At 72.1% G+C, this 22,835-nt stretch carries 19 protein-coding genes; 12 read left to right on the top strand and 7 right to left on the bottom strand.

What is annotated here, in order from left to right; translation table 11 throughout:
* Nucleotides 1-53: 53 nt before the first annotated feature.
* From OG241_RS01660 to OG241_RS01650, 3 genes are read right to left on the bottom strand one after another with little or no spacing between them, the layout of a single operon-like run.
* On the bottom strand, nucleotides 54-3,026 hold the full coding sequence (locus OG241_RS01660) for a hypothetical protein (protein WP_405813124.1): 2,973 nt from the start codon (nucleotides 3,024-3,026) through the stop codon (nucleotides 54-56).
* A 3-nt stretch (nucleotides 3,027-3,029) separates the two neighbouring features.
* Nucleotides 3,030-4,331, bottom strand: a complete 1,302-nt coding sequence (locus tag OG241_RS01655) for a hypothetical protein (RefSeq protein ID WP_405813122.1) — start codon at nucleotides 4,329-4,331, stop codon at nucleotides 3,030-3,032.
* Complete coding sequence (locus OG241_RS01650; protein WP_405813120.1) at nucleotides 4,331-5,704, bottom strand: hypothetical protein; 1,374 nt, start codon at nucleotides 5,702-5,704, stop codon at nucleotides 4,331-4,333. Before OG241_RS01650 ends, OG241_RS01655 begins: the two co-directional genes overlap by 1 nt.
* A 136-nt stretch (nucleotides 5,705-5,840) precedes the next feature.
* Here OG241_RS01650 and OG241_RS01645 point away from each other — a divergent pair, with 136 nt between their 5' ends.
* The 9 genes from OG241_RS01645 (at nucleotide 5,841) to OG241_RS01605 (ending at nucleotide 15,126) form a co-directional block, all read left to right on the top strand.
* Nucleotides 5,841-6,263 (top strand): hypothetical protein, encoded by a 423-nt coding sequence (locus OG241_RS01645; RefSeq protein WP_405813118.1) that lies wholly within the window; start codon nucleotides 5,841-5,843, stop codon nucleotides 6,261-6,263.
* Nucleotides 6,264-6,302: 39 nt separating this feature from the next.
* On the top strand, nucleotides 6,303-6,764 hold the full coding sequence (locus OG241_RS01640) for a hypothetical protein (protein WP_405813116.1): 462 nt from the start codon (nucleotides 6,303-6,305) through the stop codon (nucleotides 6,762-6,764).
* 185 nt (nucleotides 6,765-6,949) lie between these two features.
* A complete protein-coding gene (locus OG241_RS01635; RefSeq protein ID WP_319091876.1) occupies nucleotides 6,950-7,357 on the top strand; it encodes a YciI family protein in 408 nt (135 codons plus the stop codon).
* An 8-nt stretch (nucleotides 7,358-7,365) separates the two neighbouring features.
* A complete protein-coding gene (locus tag OG241_RS01630; RefSeq protein WP_405813114.1) occupies nucleotides 7,366-8,511 on the top strand; it encodes an RNA polymerase sigma factor in 1,146 nt (381 codons plus the stop codon).
* Nucleotides 8,512-8,654: 143 nt separating this feature from the next.
* Nucleotides 8,655-8,954, top strand: a complete 300-nt coding sequence (locus OG241_RS01625) for a hypothetical protein (protein WP_405813112.1) — start codon at nucleotides 8,655-8,657, stop codon at nucleotides 8,952-8,954.
* Nucleotides 8,955-9,098: 144 nt separating this feature from the next.
* On the top strand, nucleotides 9,099-9,554 hold the full coding sequence (locus tag OG241_RS01620; protein ID WP_405813110.1) for a DUF4383 domain-containing protein: 456 nt from the start codon (nucleotides 9,099-9,101) through the stop codon (nucleotides 9,552-9,554).
* 211 nt (nucleotides 9,555-9,765) lie between these two features.
* The gene (locus tag OG241_RS01615; protein WP_405825992.1) at nucleotides 9,766-10,953 is read left to right on the top strand and encodes a glutamate--cysteine ligase; all 1,188 of its coding nucleotides are present in this window, start codon (nucleotides 9,766-9,768) and stop codon (nucleotides 10,951-10,953) included.
* Between the two features lie 178 nt (nucleotides 10,954-11,131).
* A complete protein-coding gene (locus OG241_RS01610; protein ID WP_405813108.1) occupies nucleotides 11,132-12,916 on the top strand; it encodes an N-acetylglutaminylglutamine amidotransferase in 1,785 nt (594 codons plus the stop codon).
* Nucleotides 12,889-15,126 (top strand): S9 family peptidase, encoded by a 2,238-nt coding sequence (locus tag OG241_RS01605; RefSeq protein ID WP_405813106.1) that lies wholly within the window; start codon nucleotides 12,889-12,891, stop codon nucleotides 15,124-15,126. The genes OG241_RS01610 and OG241_RS01605 overlap by 28 nt, the downstream gene beginning before the upstream one ends.
* A 17-nt stretch (nucleotides 15,127-15,143) precedes the next feature.
* On the opposite strand, the gene OG241_RS01600 is transcribed toward OG241_RS01605, so the two are convergent.
* Both OG241_RS01600 and OG241_RS01595 read right to left on the bottom strand, forming a co-directional pair.
* The gene (locus tag OG241_RS01600) at nucleotides 15,144-17,903 is read right to left on the bottom strand and encodes a Tat pathway signal sequence domain protein (protein ID WP_405813104.1); all 2,760 of its coding nucleotides are present in this window, start codon (nucleotides 17,901-17,903) and stop codon (nucleotides 15,144-15,146) included.
* Nucleotides 17,896-18,627, bottom strand: coding sequence for a DUF6250 domain-containing protein (locus OG241_RS01595; RefSeq protein ID WP_405813103.1), 732 nt, complete (start codon nucleotides 18,625-18,627; stop codon nucleotides 17,896-17,898). The genes OG241_RS01600 and OG241_RS01595 overlap by 8 nt, the downstream gene beginning before the upstream one ends.
* 253 nt (nucleotides 18,628-18,880) lie before the next feature.
* On the opposite strand from OG241_RS01595, the gene OG241_RS01590 reads away from it, so the two are divergent.
* Together OG241_RS01590 and OG241_RS01585 are read left to right on the top strand one after the other, a co-directional pair.
* Nucleotides 18,881-20,527, top strand: a complete 1,647-nt coding sequence (locus tag OG241_RS01590) for a rhamnogalacturonan lyase B N-terminal domain-containing protein (RefSeq protein WP_405813101.1) — start codon at nucleotides 18,881-18,883, stop codon at nucleotides 20,525-20,527.
* A gap of 48 nt (nucleotides 20,528-20,575) precedes the next feature.
* On the top strand, nucleotides 20,576-21,049 hold the full coding sequence (locus tag OG241_RS01585) for an alcohol dehydrogenase catalytic domain-containing protein (protein WP_405813099.1): 474 nt from the start codon (nucleotides 20,576-20,578) through the stop codon (nucleotides 21,047-21,049).
* A gap of 95 nt (nucleotides 21,050-21,144) precedes the next feature.
* Here the strand turns inward: OG241_RS01585 and OG241_RS01580 are convergent, their stop codons facing one another.
* Complete coding sequence (locus OG241_RS01580; RefSeq protein WP_405813097.1) at nucleotides 21,145-21,969, bottom strand: DUF1684 domain-containing protein; 825 nt, start codon at nucleotides 21,967-21,969, stop codon at nucleotides 21,145-21,147.
* Nucleotides 21,970-22,105: 136 nt separating this feature from the next.
* Nucleotides 22,106-22,228 (bottom strand): putative leader peptide, encoded by a 123-nt coding sequence (locus OG241_RS01575; RefSeq protein WP_405813095.1) that lies wholly within the window; start codon nucleotides 22,226-22,228, stop codon nucleotides 22,106-22,108.
* A gap of 223 nt (nucleotides 22,229-22,451) precedes the next feature.
* On the opposite strand from OG241_RS01575, the gene OG241_RS01570 reads away from it, so the two are divergent.
* Nucleotides 22,452-22,592 (top strand): hypothetical protein, encoded by a 141-nt coding sequence (locus OG241_RS01570; RefSeq protein WP_405813093.1) that lies wholly within the window; start codon nucleotides 22,452-22,454, stop codon nucleotides 22,590-22,592.
* Nucleotides 22,593-22,835: the final 243 nt, after the last annotated feature.

Below are 22,835 nucleotides of genomic sequence, written 5' to 3'. Positions count from 1 at the left end.
GGGCAGAGCCTTCCCCTCCCTGCCTTGGCGGGCTCTGCGGCTCCCGTACGTGGTCATACGGTGATGGAGGTGAGGGCCGCCCACAGCAGGGGCGAGTGCTCGATCCGGCCGCCGGCCCGCCAGAGGCCGAGCCGCTCGCGCTGCCAGCGGCCCAACCGGTCCACGGGGTCGGGGTCTTCGTGGGCGGTGTCGACGGCGATGATCGCCTCCGTCAGCGGGCGTACGGACTCGGGAAGGCCCGCCGGCCGGTGGAAGGCGAAGCTGGTCGGCAGCACCCAGCGGGTGGCGGTGACGAGTTCGGCACCGTTGTGGATCATCGCTGTCGCGAGGCCGAACGACTCGGCGAAGCGTAGGTCGCCGCCGCTCTCGCAGCCGATGAGGGCGACACGCGGCGGCGCGGGCCAGAGCCGGGCGCCCGGCTCGCCGTCGGCACGCAGGGGCAGCGTGCCCAGCAGGAGATCCTTGGCCGACAACGGGCGGTGACCGCGCACCGGTTCGGCCAGGCCGGTTGTTTCCGGGCCGCAGCACAGATGGAGTGTGCCGTCCTCGCTCTGCCCGCCCTCGACGGACGCGCCGCTCACATGCCCGACGTACAGGAGCCTGCGAGCGCCCTCGCGGAGGACTCCGCTCAGCCAGTCCCGGTCCAGGTCGGTGCGGCGCAGCGCCTCCGCCGGGCTGGCGACGGACGGCACGACGGCGCCCTCGTCGAGACGCCTCCGCAGGAAGGACAGCAGCTCCGGGTCCGATCCGGGCGGCCCCAGGACGGAGCCGAGCGGGGAGTCGGCCCGGAACCCGGGGATCCGGGGGTCGAGGACGAGGACGACCGGGCCGGCGTCGGTATCCGGGTCGCGGTCCGGCGAGCGGCGCGCGGAGTCGGCCTGGCGTCGCAACGACATCGGTGCGGTCGTCACGACGTCCGCCAGCTCGATGAGCCGCTCGTCGGACGCGCCGTCGACGGCGAGCAGTTCCCAGGGGACCTGGGCGACCCGGGGCGAGGGCTGGATCCGCACCAGCGGTCGGCCCGCACGCTGCGACACCTGACGCACCTGCGCCGTCAGTTCCGCCGGCCACAGTGCCTCGGCCAGGACCCGCGCCAGCCGGTGCTCGGCCCCCTGCTCCGCCAGGGCTCCGGAGCCGAACGCGCGCCGCACTCCCGCCGCGCCCTCTCCCGTCCCCGGCAGCGCGGCGGCCAACTCCCGCACCGCCCGGTCGACTTCACCGGCGGGCCCCCGGCCGGTACCGAAACCCCGGGCGCCGCCGGCCCATGTCCAGGTCATGAACAGGTCGCCGGCGTCGGCCAGTCGGACCTGGACCACCGGTCGGCCGGTCAGGTCGTCGGTGAACCAGAAGGGGACCTCCTCCTCGTTCACGATCCGCCGGTGATAGCGGAACTCGGCCCCCGCGATGTACTCCTGGAGCGCGAAGCGTCCCGGCCCCTGTGCCGCCATCCGCACTCTCGGCGGCGGCGCGACGCGCAGACCGGCACTGGCGGCGGCCTCCGCCGCCACTCCGCCCAGGGTCATCGGGCCGTCGGCGCGCGCGTAGGTCTTCATGGCCGCACCCGGGAAGACGGATGGGACGGCTTCGGCGGACTCCGGCGATGTGGCGGCGTGGGGCGCCGGCGGCGGCGTACGGTCCAGGGCCAGCAGAGCGCCCGCGCTGCGGTGTTCCACCAGCTCGAACAGCAGCCCCTGATCCTGTCGGCGCACGGCGAGCCGGAACGCCAACTCCATGGCTTCGTCCGCCAGTTGCAGCCACTGATGGCGGGCGTGGGCGGTGGCGAAGTCGAAGCGGGCCGCCTGCAGGGTCAGCGCCGCGGGAAGCGCGAGGGAGAGCGCGTTGTCGATGGACCGCCTCTCGTGGTCGCCGTGGTCCGTGCGGTTCAGGTTGTCCTCAAGGGCGCGCGCGAGCATCAGGTCGACCTGTGCGCACCGCTCGTAGACCTCCCGGGCCTGGTAGATGTCACGGACCCCCTGGGCCAGCCGCTGCATCTCGGTGATGTCGCCCCGGTCGTAGGCGAGTTGGGCGCCCAGCAGCATGCTGTCGGCGGCGGCGACCGAGGCACCGAGTTCCTGGAACCGGGCCAGGCTCGCCGTCATCAGCTCGTCCGCGCCGGCGCTGTCGCCGCGCCGGCCGGCGAGGTAGGCGCGGGCCTGTTCGCAGGCGGCCAGGTCTCCAGACCACCGTTGCCGCTCGAAGAACGCTGACGCCTCGGCGAACAGCCGCTCCGCCAGGTCGAGTTCGCCCCGGTCCATCGCGACACGCGCACGGTGCGCGAGCAGCGAGTGCTGCTCGCCGACATCCCCCAGGGCGCGGTAGCGCTCCTCCGCACGCGCGAGGTGGTCCTCGGCCTCGTCGAACCGTCCCGTCGAGGAGCAGATCATGCCGAGAGCGGTGAGCAGCCGAGGCACGGTCTCCAGTTCGGTCGCCTCCAGGGTGGAGAGCAGCGAGGTCGCGTGTTCCTCGGCCGCTCCCCACTCGCCGCGTTCCATCAGCAAAAGCACCCGGTTCGAGCCGAGTTCGGCGGCGCGCAGTCCCTCAGGATCGTCGAACTCGGCCAGCCTGGCCGCCGTTTCGTCGAGACGGGCCAGCGCCTCGTCCAGCCGCCCCGTCCGGCGCCGCAGGTCAGCCATGGCGAGAAGCGTCTTCAGCAGGACTTCCAGCCACAGTTGACGGCCCCGTGGCCCCATGGGCTCGGCCGCGATGCCGTCGAGTAGGACCCGGGAGCGCTCGACGGCGTCCTCGGCCCCGGCCAGGTCCGTCGCGGTGAGCCGGACGGTCGCCAGGTCGGACAGCAGATGAGCCCGCAGGAACCGTACGTCGGGCGAGTCCTCGATGGACTCCGCGACGGTGAGCAGTTCCCCGTAGACGGCCTCGGCGCCCGTGAGGTCGGCCGCCAGTTGAAGTTCCCCGGCCAGGGCGAGGCCGCTGTCGAACGGCTCCCCGTACAGCGGCATCAGGCTCGCCCTCGCACCCTGTTCGCCCTGGTCAACCGGTTCGCTGTGTACGACCTCGTCGTCCCGCATACGTCAGTAGTCCTCGTCGGTGGCGGCGTCGGCGGCGGCCGTCTCGGCGAGGAACGGTGCCGGGAAGCCGTCGCGAGTGGTCACGTCGTTCGCCGGTGGCCGGGCCGCGGCCGTCATCCGCCGCCGGACCAGGGCACGGACGGCGTCCCGCTCGGCGCGGCCGTCCGGTTCGCCCGGTGTGCCGGGGCCAGGGTCGAAGCCGGGCAGCAGGACGCCGACCTCGACACGCGGCGCCCGCATCCCCGCCGGCAGCTGCGGGGACAGGTCCGCGTGGCCGGTCCAGAGGTCGTCGCGCCTGGTGAGGGGTATTCGGTGCGGGTCGCCGCCGTTCACCCGGACGTCCGCGACGAGGGGCGTACCGGCGGCGGGCGCGGCGGGATCGGCCAGGGCCTCGACCTCGATCAGCCGCCGCGCACCGAGCGCGCGAGCCGTCCACGACACCGCGTCCTCGGCAGCGTCGACGAAGCCGGGCGGGTAGCGGCGCCAGTCGTTGGTCCCCGAGCCCCGGGCGATCACCCGGCCACCCGCGACGACCGTTTCCCCTGCCGCGAGTGCGTAGCCGGTACGGCGGCCGAAGGGCGTGCCGGAGCCGGCCGTCGTACCGGCCGGACCGTGCCCCTCCAGAGACGAGCGGAGGCGGCGCAGGGCCGCTCCGTCGAGTCCGGCACTGTCCGCCGCGTCGTCGAGCAGCCGCAGCACAGTCTCCAGCCGGCGCGCGGTGTCCGTCGCCAGTGGTGCCTCCCGCCACCACTGGATCAACGAGTCGAGAGCGGCTCCGTGTTCCTCGATCAGTTCGGCCGCGCAGTCGTCGGGCTGGTCGTCTCCGTCGTCGAACAGTTGCTGGCAGCGGTGGGTGAGCGCGGCCGACTCCAGGCCCAGCAGGTCCGGTTGGAGCGCGGGTATCGCGTTCGGGTACGAGGCCGGCCACCACCGGGTCGCCCAGTGGCCGAGGCCGAGCCGGGCGGCGGCGCCCGCGAGCACCGCCACCTCCGCCGGCACCCACACGCCGGACTCCTCGGCCGCGCAGTCGTGGACGGCGGCGGCGACGCGCTCGCCGTAAAGCGCCCACAGCCACTGCTGGGCCCGCCCCGCGTCATGGATCTCCGCCGACGGCAGGACCGGGTCGTCGAGCACGGGCCAGCTGAGAACGGCGCCCGCGACGTCCAGGACGGCCCGGGTGAAGTCGGGCCCCACGGCGACGACATCCCCGTACACGTCGCTGTGCCGGAGACCGGGCCCGGCGGCGATCAGGACCGTGCCGTCCGCGCCGCGCGCCACCCGTACGTCGACGGGTTCCGGCGTCATCAGGCGCTCCTCGGTTCGGCCGCCGGAGCGGGCTGCGCCGACAGGGCGCGCAGGGCCGAGCGGACCCGGGCACGGTGGTCCATCATCACCGAGCGGGCGACCCCGTCGAGGACGGCCCAGGCCGACCCGAGGTCCTCCAGGGGCGCGCCACGGACGTCGCGCCCGTGCAACCGCACCCACAGGCGCCGCATGTAGGCGGCCCACGGGGTACGGAGGTCCTGGGCAAGGGCGTCCAGGACGCCGCCGTCCGGGTCGGGGCGGGTCGAGACAGTCATCCGGCGGGCGCGCAGGACCGACGCCTCCCGTCGCCAGCGGCCGTTGACGGCCCGGTGCGCGGCCGTCCGCCCCGGCGCGCCCTCCCCGGTGCCCAGCGGATCGAGGCCGGCCGCGAGCCGACCGCCGAGGAGCACGGTGACGCGCAGAGTCTCGTCGTACAGGCCGAGCGGGGCGCAACTTCGGCCGGTCTCCCGCGCGACGAGTTCCGTCACCGTCACCAACTCCTCCCGGTGGGCCGACGACTGCAGCACGGTGAACAGCCGCTCGAAGAGCGTGCGGTCCAGCGGCGCGGGCAGCGTGGCCGTCGAGGCGCCCCGCCCGACCTCCGGACGCGGCGGTGTCTGTCGTCCCGTCAGCCCCAGATGTGTCGGCAGGCCGTCGCGGCCCCAGAGCCCGCTCGCGTACGCCCACAGCGCCCGGCCGAACAGCTCGCCGAGGCCCGCTTCGACCATGGCGGTGTACGACGATGACGTGCCCGCCGGGCTCGGCGTGCCGCAGGCGTCGAGGACCTCGGCGGCCCGTGCGACGACCTCGGTCGCGGCAGCCGGGTCGGCGGGCGGGGGACGGCTCTCCCAGGCCGCGGCCAGCTCCGCGTCGAGTCGTGAGCGCCGGGCGGTGTCGGCCAGATGGTCCTTCAGCGCGTCCACGGTGCGTCCGCCGGGGGAGTGCGCCACCTCCTCGACCAACGCCCTCGCCAGCACCTCGGCGCCTGCCCGGGGCACGCCGTGCTCGACGGCCAGCTCGAAGCAGCGCTGGAAGTACAGGTCCTGTGGGTTTCCCGCCACGACGCCCAGGGCCCGGCGGGCCTTCTTGAGCAGGGTGAACCACTGTGCCGTCGCCGCCAGCCGCCCGGTGGACTCCCGGATCAGCTCGTCGAGGAGCGAGGCCTCGGCCGGGGCGAGGAAGTCCACCGCGAGTGCGGGACGCAGCGTCGGCCTGACGATCAGCGGCAGCACGATCAGCTTGACCGTCCGGGTCAGCGGCGCCCCGCCGGGACCGCTCAACGGTTCGAGCCCCGGGCCGAGTCCGCGCCAGGCGTGGTCGATGACCAGGGCACGCGGTCGGCGCTCACCGGTCGGCTGGCTGGAGGGCGGCATGTCAGGAGCGTACGCCGAGGGCAAACGCGCGTACGAACCTGGGATCGGTAGGCGTTCCGGGCCGCTTAGCGTCCACATCGTCAGCAGAGCGACACCGAGTCCGACACCGTCGGAAGGGAAGAAAGGGCAGAACGCCATGGGAATCTTCGGGCGACGCAAGAGCCGCGAGGAGCGGGCCGCCGAGATCGTGGGCAAGGTGGCGAGCGGCAAGGGTTTCTACGGCCGGACCACGCGTGCGTTCCTCGGCGAGTCGGACTTCGCCAGGGTCCAGCAGTCGATCGGCGCGTACAACTCCGGCCTCGACGTACAGCAGTTGCTCGCCGCCGGGGCGCCGACCGTGCCGGCCACCGTCGTGTCGATCGGCGACACCGGCAAGCTGGTCAACTTCGATCCGGTCGTCGACCTGGTTCTCCAGCCGCCCGGCGCCGCCGACCGGATCACTCTCCAGACCATCGTCTCCAAGCTGCGCATACCCCGCCCCGGCGACCAGGTACTGCTGATCGCCGACCCCGCCCGACCCGGTGGCTACCTCTACGCCGGGGACGGTGTGACCCCGTGACGCCGAGGGCGACGGTGGCCGACAGACCGGAAACCTGAGATGCCGGACTGCGCTGACGGCCCCGGGCCGGCGCAGGTGGACCGGGTCGGTCCGTTCGAAGCACTGATCCTGTACTCCACCGCCGTGACGCTCTGCCTGAGCGGACCGGTCCTGCTGGCCTTCACCTTCTTCGCCGATCTCGACTTCCTGCTCGGGGGCGTCTTGTGCACCGTGCTCTGCACCCCGCTGGGCCTCGCGATCTGGTTCCACGCCCAGCGCGAGAGGGAGAACAACCGGCGGCTCGACGCCGTCGGGATCGCGGTCACGGCGGAGGTCACCAGCCTCACCGACTGGGACGACGGCGAGTCGACCGGGGTCGCCGCAGGGCTGCGGATCAGTGGGCCGGGGGTGCAGACGTTCGAAACGACCTGGAGGCACTCGTCGCCCCCGGCACTTCGCGTGGGCCTCCTGCTCCCCGTCGTGGTCGACCCGGCCCGCAGCCTGTTCCGCCTGGAGTTGTGAGGGAGCGCGCACGCCACGCCGTAGCTGCGGTGGGTGGTACCGGCGGCTTGCACTGGAGGCGGCTGACCAGGCCTTACGGGGAAATCCGAAAAAAGTCCGCCGACGATGTCGAGAACCCGTGCCCGGCTCCGTCCTCGAAGTGAAAGCGACCACAATGGGCCGCACCAGCACCGAGGAGAACCATCATGGCCAAGTACCTGCTGCTCAAGCACTACCGAGGCGCCCCGGCTCCGGTCAACTGCGTCTCGATGGACAAGTGGACGCCGGAGGAGATCTCGGCGCACGTGCAGTACATGCGCGACTTCGCGGCCCGGCTGGAGGAGACCGGCGAGTTCGTGGACAGCCAGGCGCTCGCCCCCGAGGGCACGTTCGTCCAGTACGGCGGTGAGGGCCGTCCGCCGGTCACCGACGGCCCGTTCGCCGAGACCAAGGACCTCATCGCCGGCTGGATGGTGATCGACGTCGACAGCTACGAACGCGCCGTCGAACTGGCCGGCGAACTGTCGGCCGCCCCCGGAGCCGGCGGAAAGCCGATCCACGAGTGGCTCGAACTGCGCCCGTTCATGGCCGAGCATTGCGCCGTCACGGAGTGACAGCGTCTATGAACGAGGCCCTGTTGCGCAGCCTCACCCCGAGCGTGCTCGCCGTTCTCGTCCGCCGCGGAGCCGACTTCGCGGCGGCCGAGGACGCCGTACAGGACGCGCTGGTCGAGGCGGTCCGCGTCTGGCCGGACGACCCGCCACGGGACGCCAAGGGCTGGCTGGTCACCGTCGCCTGGCGCCGGTTCCTCGACGCGACCCGCGCGGACACGGCCCGGCGCAGGCGTGAGGACCGCGTCGACGAGGAGCCGACCCCCGGGCCCACGCCCGCGACGGACGACACCCTCCAGCTGTACTTCCTGTGCGCCCACCCGTCACTGACCCCCTCCTCGGCGGTCGCGCTCACACTGCGCGCCGTCGGCGGGCTGACCACCCGCCAGATCGCCCAGGCCTACCTGGTGCCCGAGGCGACCATGGCCCAGCGCATCAGCCGGGCCAAGCGGACCGTCTCCGGCATACGGTTCGACCAGCCCGGCGACGTCGCCACCGTCCTGCGCGTCCTCTACCTGGTCTTCAACGAGGGCTACTCCGGAGACATCGACCTCTCCGCCGAAGCCATCCGGCTCACCAGGCAGCTCGCGGCGCGGGTCGACCACCCCGAGGTGGCGGGGCTGCTCGCCCTGATGCTGCTCCACCACGCCCGCCGTTCGGCCCGCACCGCCCCCGACGGCAGCCTGGTGGCGCTCGCCGAGCAGGACCGCGGCCGATGGGACACCGAGTCGATCGCCGAGGGCGTCGCCGTCCTCCAGGCAGCCCTCTCCCGCGACCGGCTCGGCGAGTTCCAGGCGCAGGCCGCCGTCGCCGCCCTCCACGCCGACGCGCCCACCGCCGAGGAGACCGACTGGGTACAGATCGTCGAGTGGTACGACGAACTCGCACGCCTGACCGACAGCCCCGTCGTCCGCCTCAACCGCGCGGTGGCCGTCGGCGAGGCCGACGGACCGCGCGCAGGCCTGGCCGCGCTCGCCGCGCTGGAGGACACCCTGCCCCGCCACACCGCGGTGGCGGCCTACCTCCACGAGCGTGACGGCGACCTGACGACAGCGGCACGTCTCTACGCCGAGGCGGCCCTGAAGGCGCCCAACCTCGCCGAACGCGACCACCTGACCCGCCAGGCGGCCCGGCTCAACGCACGCCGATCCCGCTGACGAGCAGGCGCGCCTCTCAGGGCCGCACGCCGGGCGTGCGGGGCGGACCCCGGCGATGCCGCACCTCTGTGCGCTCTTCGTCGGCGGCCCCCACGGCGGGACGATGCTCCTGCACACCGGAACGGAAAGCAGGGGGCGGGAAAATGGCAGTAGTGATGACGATGAGCTGGGCCGGGGTAAGCCCTGAGCAGTACGACATGGTGCGAGACGCGGTCGACTGGGAGGAGGTCGGCCCGGCGGGCGGTGAAGTACATCTGGCCTGGTTCGACGGGCAGGGGCTGCGGGTGATCGACGTCTGGGAGTCGGAGGAGGCGTTCCAGCGGTTCCTCGCCCAGCGGCTGGCCCCGGCGATCGAGAAGGTCGGCATCGAAGGCGTCCCGGAAACGGCCTTCGCTCCGCTGCACCGGCGTTTCGTCGCCCCAGGGATCACCGGCGCCGCCTGACAGCGACAGCCGCCCCGCGCGTGCGCCGCCGCTTCAGGCACCCGGCCCGGGATCCGGACGCACGGCAGGGTTGTGTCGTGGTGCCGGGGTACTCGCCGCGCAACGGCGCCCACCGGGGCGTCCCGAGGGAAGGTCCGGGCTCCCATGACCACGCACGCGCGTACGTCGACCACCTCTCGTTCGCCCGTACGGCAGGCCTCGTTGCTGGTGGGCGTGGTGTTCCTGCTGGTGGGCGTCCTGGGATTCGTCCCGGGGATCACGACCCACTACGACACGATGACGTTCGCCTCGCACGAATCCGGCGCCGAACTGCTCGGGCTCTTCCAGGTCTCCGTCCTGCACAACCTCGTCCACCTGGCCTTCGGTGTGGCGGGGGTGGCCATGGCCCGCACCGTTTCCGGTGCGGGCACGTTCCTGCTGGCCGGCGGCGCGATCTATCTGGTGCTCTGGCTGTACGGCCTGTTCGTCGGCCACGACAGCGCCGCGAACTTCGTGCCGCTGAACACGGCCGACAACCGGCTGCACTTCGTTCTCGCCCTCGGCATGATCGCCCTGGGCGGGCTGCTGACCCGGCCCCGCACCACCGCTGGCGCAAAGTGACGGCCGACCGTGAGGGGCTGGGGTCCGTCTGTCCCGTAGAAGATGCGCTCATACGCTCATCTGGGAAGATAGCAGGCCAAAGGTGCAAATCTGAGCTTGTTCGTCGCTGTCCGGGGAACCCGGTGCTTGTCACAGCCGTCGCATCCTTCCGGTGGGTGACCGCACTCCCCGGGACGGAAGGCATCGATGCCCTCAAGGAGTGACCGTGAGCATGTGCATCGGAGTGGAAGAAGAGTTCCACGTTCTGGAGGTGGAGAGCGGACTGCTCGTCCCACGAGCCGATCCGATCCTGCGACGGCTTCCCCGGCGGACCTTCACCAGTGAGCTGCACCAGTCCATCGTGGAATCCAACAGCGGAGTGCACGCGTCCCTGGACGACCTGTACTGCGACCTGGCCCGTACGAGGCGCCGGCTCGACCGTGCCGCCGCCTCGCTCGGCCTCGCCGCGGTGGCATCGGGCACGGCGCCGCTGGCACCCGCCTCCTCCGGGCAGCCCACCGCAGACGCCCGCTATCACCACATGGTCGAGGAGTACCGCCAGGTCGCCGACGAGCAGCTCATCTGCGGCGCCCAGGTCCATGTGGACATACCGGACCGCGACACCGCGGTACGGGTGATGTGCGAGGTCTCGCCCTGGCTGCCCGTGCTCCTGGCGCTGTCCGCCAGCTCACCGTTCTGGCAGGGCTCCGACACCGGCTACGCCAGCTGGCGCACGATGCTCTGGCAGCGGTGGCCCACCGCCGGCCCGATCGGCTGCTTCCCGAGCGCGGCCGAGTACGACGCCGCGGTGCGCGACCTGGTCCGGGCCGGGATCATCACCGACGCCGGGATGATCTATTACGACATACGCCCCTCCGAGCATCTGCCGACCCTCGAACTGCGGATCTGTGACGCCTGCCCGCGCGCGGAGACCGTCGTACTCGTCGCCGGACTGTTCCGCGCCCTGGTGACCGAAGCCCTGGAACGGCTTCGGCAGGACGACGCGCCGTCCTGTCAGGGCCGGCACGAGTGGCTGCGCGGCGCCGCCTGGCGGGCCGCCCGCTCAGGTCTCGAAGGCACCCTCGTGGACCCCGAGACCCACCGGGACGCCCCGGCGCAACAGGTCGTGCGCAAGATGCTGGCCCGGCTGCGCCCCGCGCTGGAGTCCCATGGCGACTGGCCGACGGTCAGCGCGTTGACGGACGAGGCCCTCGCCGAGGGCAGCGCCGCCGAACGCATACGTCGTACGGCGCGGGAAGAGGATCTGCTGGCCTGCGTAGACCTGTTGATCGCCGAGACCCGGGGCGAACGCAGAAACCGCGGATCGGCGTCGCTCGGGCGCGTCAACCTTCCGTACTCCGACGCGAGCACGACAGGCCCCCCGTTCGGTTCGGGCGCGCCGGAGGCCATCGGCCTCTGACGAGGCGGCGAACGCCATGAGGTCGGCACAGCCCTGCGGTGTCACGGCCGCCGGGGCGCGCCCGCTCCCTCACCCACCTCCACAGGAGATGTTTCGTCATGTCCAGCGACACCACCCGGATCGTGCCCCGAAAACGCGCCCCGGCCGCCCAGGCCGTGCGGCAGGGAGGCGGTACGACATGTGCGGTCTGAGCGGGGAGATCCGCTTCGACGGCCGGCGACCCGATCTCGCCGCTGTCGAACGCATGAGCGAGTGTCTTGCCGCCCGTGGCCCTGACGGACAGGGGACGTGGACACGGGGCGCGGTCGCGCTGGGGCACCGCCGGCTGAAGATCATCGATCTGTCGGAGTTCGGCGCCCAGCCGATGACCGATGCCCGGGGCGGGATCACCGGTGTCTTCAACGGCTGCGTCTACAACCACCAGGAGCTGCGCGAAGAGCTCCAGCAGCTGGGTCACCGCTTCGAGTCGACGTCCGACACCGAGGTCGTGCTGAAGGGCTACCAGCAGTGGGGAACCGCCTGCGTCGAGCGCTTCTACGGCATGTTCGCCTTCGCCCTCGTCGAGCACCGCACCGGGCGGGTCGTGCTGGGCCGCGACCGGCTCGGGATCAAGCCCCTGTATCTGGCCCGGACACCGGGCCGGCTGCGGTTCGCCTCCACACTGCCCGCCCTGCTCGCCGCCGGGGACGTCGACACCTCCCTCGACCCGGTCGCCGTGCACCAGTACCTGAGCTGGCACGCCACAGTGGCGGCGCCCCGCACCGTCCTCAACGGCGTCCGCAAGCTCCCGCCGGCCACCGTGCGCGTCGTCGAGCCGGACGGCACCCACCACGACCACCACTACTGGCAGCCGTCGTACACCCGCCGGCCCGAGTACGCCGACATGGCCCCCGCCGAATGGCGCGACGCGGTACTGGAGGCGCTGCGCACCGCCGTAAGCCGCCGGATGGTCTCCGACGTGCCGGTCGGTGTCCTGCTCTCCGGGGGACTGGACTCCAGCCTGGTCGTGGCCCTGCTCGCCGACGAGGGCCAGCACGACCTCAAGACGTTCAGCGTGGGGTTCGAGTCGGAGGGGGGTGAGGAAGGGGACGAGTTCGTCTACTCGGACCTGGTGGCCAGGGAGTTCCGCACCGACCATCATCGGCTGCTGATTCCCTCCGGCCGGGTGTCGGCGGCCCTCGACGGGGCCGTCGCGGCGATGAGCGAGCCGATGACCAGCCATGACGCGGTCGCCTTCTACCTGCTGTCCGAGCAGGTGGCGAAGGAGGTCAAGGTCGTCCAGAGCGGACAGGGCGCGGACGAGGTGTTCGCCGGCTACCACTGGTATCCGGAGCTGGCGGAGGTCACCCGGGAGGAGGAGCCGGACAGATACGCCCAGACGTACTTCGACCGGCCGCACGCCGACCTCGCCCGGATTCTGCAGCCCCACATGCTGCCCGACGAGGACGTGTCGGACCGCTTCGTCAAGGACCACATGGCGGTCCCCGGGGCGCAGACGGCCCTGGACGCGGCCCTCCGGCTGGACACGCACGTCATGCTCGTCGACGACCCCGTGAAGCGCGTCGACAACATGACCATGGCCTGGGGCCTGGAGGCCCGGGTGCCGTTCCTCGACCACGAACTGGTGGAGCTGGCCGCCGCCTGCCCGCCGGAACTCAAACTGTCCGACGGAGGCAAGGGCGTGCTGAAGGAAGCCGGCCGCAAGCTCCTGCCCCCGGAGATCGTCGACCGGCCCAAGGGCTACTTCCCCGTCCCGGCGGTCAAGCACATGGCGGGCCCCGTCCTGGACCGGGTGCGTGCGACGCTCGGCGCACCCGAGGCGAAGAAGCGCGGCCTGTTCCAGGAGTCGTACGTGGCCGAACTCCTGGCGGCGCCCGACGAGCACCGGACCAAGCGGGGAGCGAACGCCCTGTGGCAGGTGGCCCTGCTGGAGACATGGCTGCAGACGCACGGGATCAAGTGACCGCCGAGGCGGCCGGGCGGGCGCCGCAGGCAGCGGCGCCCGCCCGGCCGCCGACCGCGGATCTCCCCGGGACGCCCGCTCCCGCGGCTCCGGCCCCACAGCCGCCGGACGCATGGCCGGCGGACACGCACGAGCCCGCCCGCGCCGCCGCGCCCGTCCCGGTACCGCTGCCCGACGCGGGAGGCCCGCGCGACGCGGTGACCCGGCTGCGCGCGCACGGCTGCTGGTACCCCTCCGCCACCGCCGACGGCACCGAGGCGGCCTTCATCTGCGACCGGGGCGGTGTCCCGCAGCTGTGGGCAGGGGCCGTCGACGGTGACGAGGTGCGGCTGCTCGACTCCTCCCCGGACCCCGTCAAGGAGGTGTCCTGGTCACCGGACGGTCGCTGGATCGCGTACACCACCGCGCCCGGCGGGGGCGAGCACTCACGCGTGCTGTGCGTACGGCCCGACGGCACCGGCCGCCGAATCCTCGCCGGAGCGGATCCGGGAAGTTCCGCCTACCTGGGGTGCTGGACGCACGACGGGTCGGCCGTCGCGGTCACCGTGGCCGTGACCGCCCACTCGCACCCGGACCGTGGGGGACACGCGTCGACGGACCGGGATCCCGTCGGCGCCCCGCTGCCACCCGACCGGCCGGACCGGGACGGCCGCGCGACGCTCCTGGGCGGGGCCCGTTACGACTCCGGACAACGGACGGCGCCGGCGCCTGTCGACCTCACGGCACCGGAGGCGCGCGCCGTCCGGCCCGGCGGCGGGCTGTCGGCCTACCTGATCGATCCCGACGGTCCGGCCTCGCCGGTACTCCTCGCCACGGAGACACACGCCGCCACCCTGCGCGTGTGCGACCTCAGCCGCGACGGCACGCTCGCGCTGCTGCGCAGGGGGCCGCGCGGCCGGCGCGAGGCGGTCGTACGGCGCACCGCCGACTCCACGACGACCTGCACGGTGCCGGTCGCCGACGGCGACCCGTGGATCGGCCGGTTCTCCCCGGACGGGCGGACCCTCTGGCTGCGCAGCAACGCCGACCGGGAGTACGCGGCGCTGTTCGCGCTCGCGCTCGACGCCGACGGCGAGCCGCGCGAGACGTCGGTCGTGGCGCAGCGCGAGGACCAGGAACTGGAACTGCTGGCGATGGCCCACGACGGCCGGACCGCCGTGCTGGTGTGGAACGCCCAGGGCGCCGGCGAACTCGAACTCGTCGAGACGTCCCGCGCCCGCCACGGCCCGGACGACACGGGACCGGCGCGACCCGTCTCCCTGCCGCACGAGGTCGTCACCCGGGTGGTGGCGGCCGGGCCGGGGCGCATGCTGCTCGCGCTCTCCGGCTCGCAACGCCGCCCGGGCGTCTGGTGGGCCCACGAGGGCGTGTCCCTGCTGCGCACCCCGTGGTCCTCCCGCGACGAGGACGCCGTACCGCCCGGCCGACCACCCGTGCGGCCCGTTCCCCTGCGCCTCGCGGCACGGGACGGGCTGCCCCTGAGCGGCTGGTACTACAGGGCGCCGGGACGCGCCCCGGGCGAGCCGGCCCCCTGTGTGATCCATCTCCACGGCGGCCCCGAGGAACAGGAACGCCCCGTCTTCAACCCGCTGTACCACGAACTGCTCGGACGCGGTCTCGACGTCTTCGCCCCCGACGTCCGCGGCTCCTCGGGACACGGCAGGTCCTTCGTCGACGCCGACCTGGGCACCGGCCGCTTCGCCGCGCTCGACGATGTCGCGGACTGCACGGCCCACGCGGTGACGGCGGGTCCCGCCGACCCGACCCGACTGGCCGTCATGGGGCGCTCCTACGGCGGCTATCTGACGTTCGCGTCCCTCGTGCGGCATCCGTACCTCTTCCGCACCGGGGTCGCCGTCTGCGGCATGTCCGACCTGCTGACCTTCTTCGCCGGTACGGAGCCGTGGATCGCCGATTCGGCGGTGCACAAGTACGGCCATCCGGAGCACGACCGGGCACTGCTGCGCGCACTCTCCCCGATGAGCCGCGTCGACGCGCTGCGTGTCCCGGTGCTCGCCGTCCACGGCGAGCACGACAACAACGTGCCGCCGGGGGAGTCCGAGCAGTTCGTACGGGCCGCCCGGGAACGTGGCATCCCCGCCGAGCTGCTCGCCCTGCGCGACGAGGGCCACGAGTTCCTGCGCGCGGACAACCGGCGGCTGTTCCGCCGAGCAGCCGCCGACTGGCTCCAACGCCACCTCGGCGGCTGACCGGCCCGACCCCTGGCTCAGTTCAGCGTGTCACCGACCAGGGCGAGGTTCTCGATGGCCGCGAGACCGTACAGCGACGTGGAGTTGGTGCTGATCCACGGGGCGTCGGTACCGGCGTTGAGCACGGTGGGGCCGTCGATCTTCGTGGTCGCCCATGAGGTGCTCGCGTCCGGATAGCCGTCGCCCGTGCCGAACTTGGTCCAGGCCCGGGTGGCCAGCGCGGACTCGCCGGTCAGACTCGCCGCGTACGCGTCCATGCGGGAGTGGCCCTGGACCAGGCTCACCTTGAAACTCGCGCCGTAGCGGGCCTTCTGCTCGGCGGAGGTGGCGTTGAAGTAGCGGCAGTAGTCCAGCCAGGCGGCCCGGAAGCCCGGGATGTCACTCTCGTCGAGAGCGCCGATCAGCTCGGCTGCCAGTTCGGGCAGCCCGAAGCTCGCGGAGAGATGCGAGACGGCGATGACGGGGGCGGTCTGGATGGCGAAGGCGCCCGTGTCGAGGTCGTACAGGCCGCTGCCCTGGACGAAACCATTGGGCTGGGCGGCGATCGTCGAGGCGCTGGACAGCAGTTTCTTCCTCGCCGTCCGCCACTTGGGGCCGCGCCGCTCCCACTCGGTCCACCAGGCCCAGCCGAGGCCGCTCCAGTCGGTGCCGAAGCCGATGGACAGGGCGTGCCGGTCGCCCGGCTTGTAGCCGTCGGTGCGGACCTTGCGGTTGGGATCGAGGGCCAGGAAGGTCTCGTCCGCGTCGACCTGGGCGTGCATCAGGTCGCCGGTGCGCTCGTCGGCGGTGAGGTAGTAGAAGAGACGGCGGTAGACGGGCGTCGAGATACGGACCTGCTTGGCGCTGTCGCCGAAGTGCTGGACCCCGTGCCGCGCGCCCAGGCCCGCCCACTTCCCGAGGTGGTAGACGTCGACCTCGCCGGTGTGGCGGGTCATGGCCTCGGCGAAACGGTAGATGTCGGCCCGTCCGGAGCGCAGATAGGCCAGCCAGAGCCACAGGTCGGTGGAGAGCTCGGAGTTGTCCCAGGCGTAGCCGCCGACGTCATAGCACCAGGTGTGGCGGGCCGGGTCGTAGGTGTGCTGGACGTCGCCGTAGTCCAGGAAGCCGTACCAGCGGCGCTGTTCGCGCTGGTCACGGTAGTAGGCGAAGAGCAGGTCGAGGCGGTCCTCGACGGTCTTCCTGGCATTGGTCGAGCGGTCCACGGGGGACCAGAGCCCGGCGAAGACACCCGCCCTGTGCAGGGTCTCGGGGGCGGCGACGAGCTGCGGCGGGGTGGTCAGCGCGTCCTTCTGCGCGACCAGCGTGTCGGCCGTCGGGGTGGCGGCGTTGGCCCACAGGTAGAGCTCGGAGGTGCGGGCGATGCCGTACGGGGTGGCGAAGCCGGGTTCGTAGTCCTCGTAGGTGATGTTGAGCCCGGCGGTCTGCTCCTCGTAGGTGTCCTGGCCGAGGCCGTCGTGGTAGAAGCGCAGGTCGAGCGGCTGGGCCTCGGGCGACCAGAGCCAGAGGGTGACGCTTGCCTCGTCGGAGTCGGCACCCCGGATGTCGAGCTGGGCGGGGTGCTTCTGCCAGAAGTCCCGCAGGCCGAAGGAGAGTCCGCCGCTGACTCCGCCGACGTAGCCGAAGCCGGGGGCGCGGGTGCCGCCGGTGGTGTGGATCCAGCCGTGGCCGGCCTTGGTGCGCTTGCGGACGGTGAAGCCGTCGGCCGACAGCTGCGCGAGGGAGTAGTCGCCCCAGGCGGGGACGTACTGGAGGGCGGAGGAGACCCGGGTGTCCCAGGTGGCGATGTCCGGCAGCCTCTCGCCCTTGACCTGCGCGGCGCGCACGGCCGGGCCCGGGTCGCGGCGCAGTCCGGTGATGCCCTGGACGGCTTCGGTGAGGAAGCCGTCGTCGGCGCCGGCGAGGCGGACGTGCCGGTTGTACAGCTCGTCGGCGAGGGGGACGCGGATACGCAGACCCAGGCCCTTGATGAAGTCGCCGCCGGACTTGCCGGCCTCCTGGGTGCCGTCGTACGTGATGGTGTGGACGACCCGGATCGCCTCGGACCCGGCGTACAGGTAGAGGCGGATGACGAAGGGCAGCCAGGAGCGGCGTCCGCGCTCGTGCTCGCCCTCGATACGGATGACGGCCCGCACCGGTCCCACCTGCTCGACGGTGACGGAGCCGACGCGGCCGGTGAAGCGTTCCCAGCGGGCGCTGGAGCCGCTGCCTTCGTAGTCGTCGTCGATCTCCGGCTGACGCAGGACGACCAGTTCCGCCTTGCCCGCGATCGTGGCGTTGCCGCGCTTGATGCTGCGTACGACGTCGTGTGCGCCGGCCTTGGCGATGCTGACCTGGATGACGCCGGTGTCGACGTCGATCGTGCCGCCCTTGGTGTCCACGGTGAGCGCGGTGTCCACGCGCGCGGGCGTGCCCGGGGCCAGGGTGTAGCTCTCGGCGGGCCCGGCGCCGGGGCCGACCGCGTGGGCGGTCCACTTCAGGGTGCCGTCGGGCCAGTGGGCGGTGGGCCAGGACTGGACGGGGACGGAGGTGCCGTCGCCGGCGGTGAGGGCGAAGGCCTGGTCGGCGCGGAGCGCGCCCTGGGGCCAGGCCACGCCGAAGGTGGTGCCGGGGGCCTCGGCGGGGGTGCCGCCCTCCAGCCAGGTGACCTCGACCGGGTCGGCGGAGGCCGCGGCCTGCGCCGCGGTGGCCGGCTCGGCGGCGAGGGCCCAGGAGAGCTGGGTCGCCGCGACGGCCGCCGCGGCCGCCTTGAGGGCGTCTCTGCGCGATATCTCAGCCACGGTGACCGTCCTGGAGGCGCCAGACACGGAAGTCGGTGATGTGGAAGTGACTCCAGGTGGTGCGGAAGGCGAACCAGCCGCTGGTGTACGGGTCCTCGTCGGTGTAGTCGAAGACCAGCTCGCCGTTGTCCCAGTACTGGACGCGCTTGCCGTCGGAGACCAGCCGGACGCGGTTGGGCTCGTTCGCGGTGAGCAGCGGCGAGGTGTAGTCGTAGATCAGCGGCCGGGAGCCCGGCACGCCGACGTAACGGCGAAGCCGGGTGGTGGTGTTGGTGTTCGCGCCGAGGCCCGCGTAGTACGTGGTGAGCTGGTCGTAGTCGGCGAGGGCGCCGCTGCGGGGGTTGGCGAACAGGTCCTCGGGGGAGCGCGGGTCCCGGGCGTTCCAGAAGGAGTTGAGGTCGCTGACCCGGTCGTTGACACCGCCCGCCGAGACCGGGGTCGCCGTGAAGTCGATCTCGTACCGGCCCGAGAACGGCCGCTTGAACCACACCGACGCCCCCGCGGGCACGTCGACGTCCAGCACGCCGTGCTTCGCCGTGACGCTGCCACCCTTCTCCAGCTGGGTCGACCACTGGCCGGTGCCGTGCCGGAAGTCGTCGCGGGCCAGCAACTGACGGTGGTGGTGCGGGCCCTGGCCGCTCGGCGCGGCGGCGGCACCGGTGGACAGGGCGGTGGTGAACGCGGCTGCGAGGCTCACCACGACGGTGGCCCAGGTGTGGCGCATCGGAAGATCCCTTTCTGTGGACGACCGGAAGCGTACGGAAACAAACCCTTCCGATCAGTGAATGCCACAGAAGTGAAAAGAAGCGTTCATGATCAAGCGAATTCACCGGCGAATCCCGCATGTTGGGACCGAATGTGACGCCCTGTTACAGCTTCATGATCATCAACCCCTCGCTCTTCGTGCGCTGCCGATCGGGCGGGCAGGCTTGGGCCCGCCTTCCCCAACACCCCCTCGCGCCACAGGAGTTCTCCGCATGCCGTACGACCGCCCGCTCTCCCGCCGAACCGTCCTCGCCTCGGCGGCCGGACTCGCCCTGGCCCTCGCCACCCCCGTCACCGCCTCGGCCGCGGGCTTCGGCTACACCGACGACGGCACCAACTACGTGGTCGACACCGGGGCAGGCCTGGTCTTCAAGGTCGACCACAGCAACGGCGACCTCTCCTCCTACGTCTACAACGGCACCCATTACCAGGGCTACGACGGCAAGAACTCCCACATCGAGAGCGGCCTCGGCGCCTCGACGGTCACCATCTCCACGCCCGCCACCGGAGTCGTCCTCATCAAGGTCGTCCACGGCACGCTGATCCACTACTACGCGGCCCGCAGCGGCGAGAACAACATCTACCTGTTCACCTACAAGCCCGACACCTCCGTCACCGCCAGCCGCTACATCGCGCGCCTGAAGCCCGGCATCTTCCCCACCACCTACCCGGACACGTGGTCCAACTCCGACACCGTCATCGAGTCCGCCGACGTCTTCGCCAAGCCCGACGGCACCACCAGGTCCAAGCACTTCGCCAACCTGCGGACCATCGACTACGACTACTTCGGCTTCAGCGCCTCCGCCGCCTCGATCTGGGTCGTACGCTCCACCAAGGAGAAGGACTCCGGCGGCCCCTTCGTCCGCCAACTCCTGCGCCACGGCAACGAGTCGGGCGCCGGGCTCTACGAGCACCTCTACTACGCCGAGGGCCAGACGGAGGCCGAGCGCTTCGGTCTGCACGGCCCGTACGTCCTCGCCTTCACCGACGGGTCCGCGCCGACCTCCGCCGTGTCCGGGCGGGACAACTCCGCCTGGGTGGACGCCCTGGGCCTCACCGGCTGGACCGGCGCGAGCGGTCGTGGCCGGATCGTCGGCAACGGGCTCGCGGGCCGGGACACTGCCTACCCCTATGTCGTGGGCGTGGCCAACTCCGAGGCCCAGTACTGGGCGAAGGTGGACGCGAGCACCGGCAAGTACTCGGTCAAGGGCATCCTGCCCGGCACATACACCCTCACCGTCTACAAGGGTGAACTCGCCGTGCACACCGAGAACGTCACGGTCACCGCGGGCGCCGCCACGACCCTGCACACCATCACGATCACCGGCGACCCTGCCGCCGACCCCGCAATCTGGCGCATCGGCGACTGGAACGGCACCCCCGCCGGCTTCAAGAACGCCTCCCTCGTCACCTACGCCCACCCCTCCGACTCCCGCGCCGCCGCCTGGACGGCCGGCACCTATGTCATCGGCTCCTCGGCGGCCTCGGCGTGGCCCGCCTACCAGTTCAAGGAGATCAACCAGGGTCTGCTGGTCTCCTTCACCCTCACCGCCGCCCAGGCCGCCGCCGACCGCACCCTGCGCATCGGCATCACCACAGCCAAGGCGGGCGGTCGCCCCCAGATCACCGTCAACACCGACTGGACCTCCGCGATCCCGGCCGCCGCGACGGAGCCCTCCACCCGGACCCTGACCGTCGGCAGCTACCGCGGCAACAACCACACGTACGAATACGTCGTCCCCGCCGCCCAGTTGCGCGCGGGCACCAACACCCTGCGCATCGACGCCGCCAGCGGCTCGGCAGGCGGCGGGGGCTACCTAAGCCCGAGCTACGGCTTCGACGCCCTCGACCTGCTCTGAGGGGATGAAAGGGGACAGCGGCGAGGAATCACCCATGCGTGCATACGGATGGAGGACGAACGGCGGACCGGAGGTCTGGCGGAGATCCTGGCGGAGATCCAGGTGCCGACACCTGTGCCAGGCCCCGGTCAGGTGCTGATCGAGGTCGCCTATGCCGGGGTGAACTTCGCCGAAGTGCAGCACCGGCGGGGCGAGTTCGGCGCGCCCGACGGCCCCGGTGGCTACGACGTGCCGGGCCTCGAGGTCTCCGGCACGGTGGCCGCCCTCGGCAGCGGCGCGAGCGGACCGGCCGTCGGCGAGCAGGTCGCCGCCTACCTTCCGGCCTTCGGCGGCTACGCCGAGTTCGCGGTGGCCGACACGGACTTCGTCCGGCCGGTGGGCGGACTCCCGTTGGCGCACGCGGCGGGGGTGCCCTGCGTGTACCCGACGGCCTACGGAGTACTCGCGGACGCGGGACGGCTGCACCAGGGCGAGACCCACATCGGCGAGCACCTGCTCGCTGTCTCACACCGTGAGCCGTAGGAAGCCGACCTGGGCTCGGCCGGAGAACACCGCACCGGCCGGGGCCCAGGCCCCGTCGAAGCCGGGCCCCGTCCCAGTGGGGCCAGGTGTTCAGGTCAGGATCCGCCGCGCTCGCGGGGGAGCTTCTCCCCGGCCTCGATCGCCACGGGCAGCCGGTTCTCGGCCGGCGGCAGCGGGCAGGTCGCCAGGTCGGTGTAGGCGCAGGGCAGGTTCGTCGCCCGGTTGAAGTCCAGGACGAGCGTGCCGTCAGCGGCGGGCGGGCCGAGGGCGAGCGCCCGGTTCGCCGCGTACGTGGTGACCCCGGAGGTCGCGTCGGTGAACAGCACCATCAGACTGCCCGGGCCGTGTCCGGGGAACGCGGTCAGCGCCAGGGGACGGCCGCCCAGCTCGAACTCCACCCGGCCCGGGGCGTCGTACACATGCTCAAGGCCCTCGACCGCCGCGCCCACGGTAGTCGGCCGCGGCTCGTCGAAGGCCGTGTAGCGGCCGGTCACCGCCCAGCGGGGATGCGGGGGGTAGGCGGGAGTGCCGGTGAACGCGGTGCGCAGAGGGTTGTCCGGGTGCCGTGGACGGACGATGTCCTGTCCGCCGCGCTTGGCCACCTCGATCACGGCGTCGCCCCAGACCGCGTTGACTCCGCCGCGCTCCGGGAGCACCCCGAAGAGGTGCTCGCCGTGGACGGGAGTGCCCTCGACGACCAGTTCCTCACCGTCGTCGAGGACCACGACGACCCCGTCAGCGCCGGTCGACCAGGCACCCGGCGCATCGGGGAAGCGCTGCGGCTCGCCGCTGAGCCAGTACAGGCCGGTGACCGCGAGGAACCCGTGCGGATCGGCGAGCCGTGCCTCCTGCCCGGTGTGCCACTCCTGCCAGTCGCGGGTGAACGCGGACACTTCCGCGGTGGTGTCCTGAACGGTCATGCGTGCTCCTTCTTGACGGACGAAGGGCTCGTCCTCGACGGGTGAAGGGCTCGTCGTCGGCACCTGCGAAATCCGTCACGCACGAGTGGGTGCGGACAGAGAGGCAGGACGAGACAGAGGGGGAAGTCGCCGCGAGTCAGCCGAGACACAGGCAGCTGCTGATGCGCTGCAAGTCGATGTGCCGGCGACGGGAAAAGCGGGAACGAGCCGCGGCGGCCGCGCTGACCGGAGACGAGACGCTGCTGTGCCGCACGCTCATCCCTCCAAGTTCCAGCCGGGCTCGATGCTGACGCTCAATACTGGTTGAAACTTTATGGATCGTCGGCGTATTCCGTCAATGTGGTCGGTTGTCGGACGGGGTGAGGCGGCCGAGCCGGTCGTCTCACCTGATGGTCACTCTCATTGACATCGCTTGTCGGGACATGCCTAACTTGCGGCGCAGACCAAGATGCCCCAGGGCCGGAGAAGTGATGGTGACAGCGATGTACGCAGCTGACGGGACGGCCGCAGTGCGGCGCCTCGGCCGCGTCCTGCTGTGCGCGAACCGCTCCGTCGACCTGCTGCGCGTCAACAGCGCGCTCTGTACGGCAACTTGCCGCACGCGCACCCTCTGTCGAGGCTGACGGTTTTTTCGGGACCCTGTCACTGAGTCCTTGTCGTTGAGTCACTGTCATTGAATCCCTGTCGCCGAATCCCGCTTTCTGAGACTGCGGCTCGTCGACGACCACCGCTCCGGCGGTGAGCCCTCTCCCCACCCAGCCCCCGTTCCGCGTGTACCCCATGCGTCGCCTCGTGCCGAGCCGCGCCCGGGAGGCGCGGTGCTGCCGCCATCCGCGGTCCTGGGTGTCCGACACCGCTGGAGCCCT

Source organism: Streptomyces sp. NBC_01390 (assembly GCF_045040105.1).
Classification (GTDB): domain Bacteria; phylum Actinomycetota; class Actinomycetes; order Streptomycetales; family Streptomycetaceae; genus Streptomyces.
Note: the sequence above shows the minus strand (reverse complement) of the source record. Positions and strands in the feature narration are given on the sequence as shown.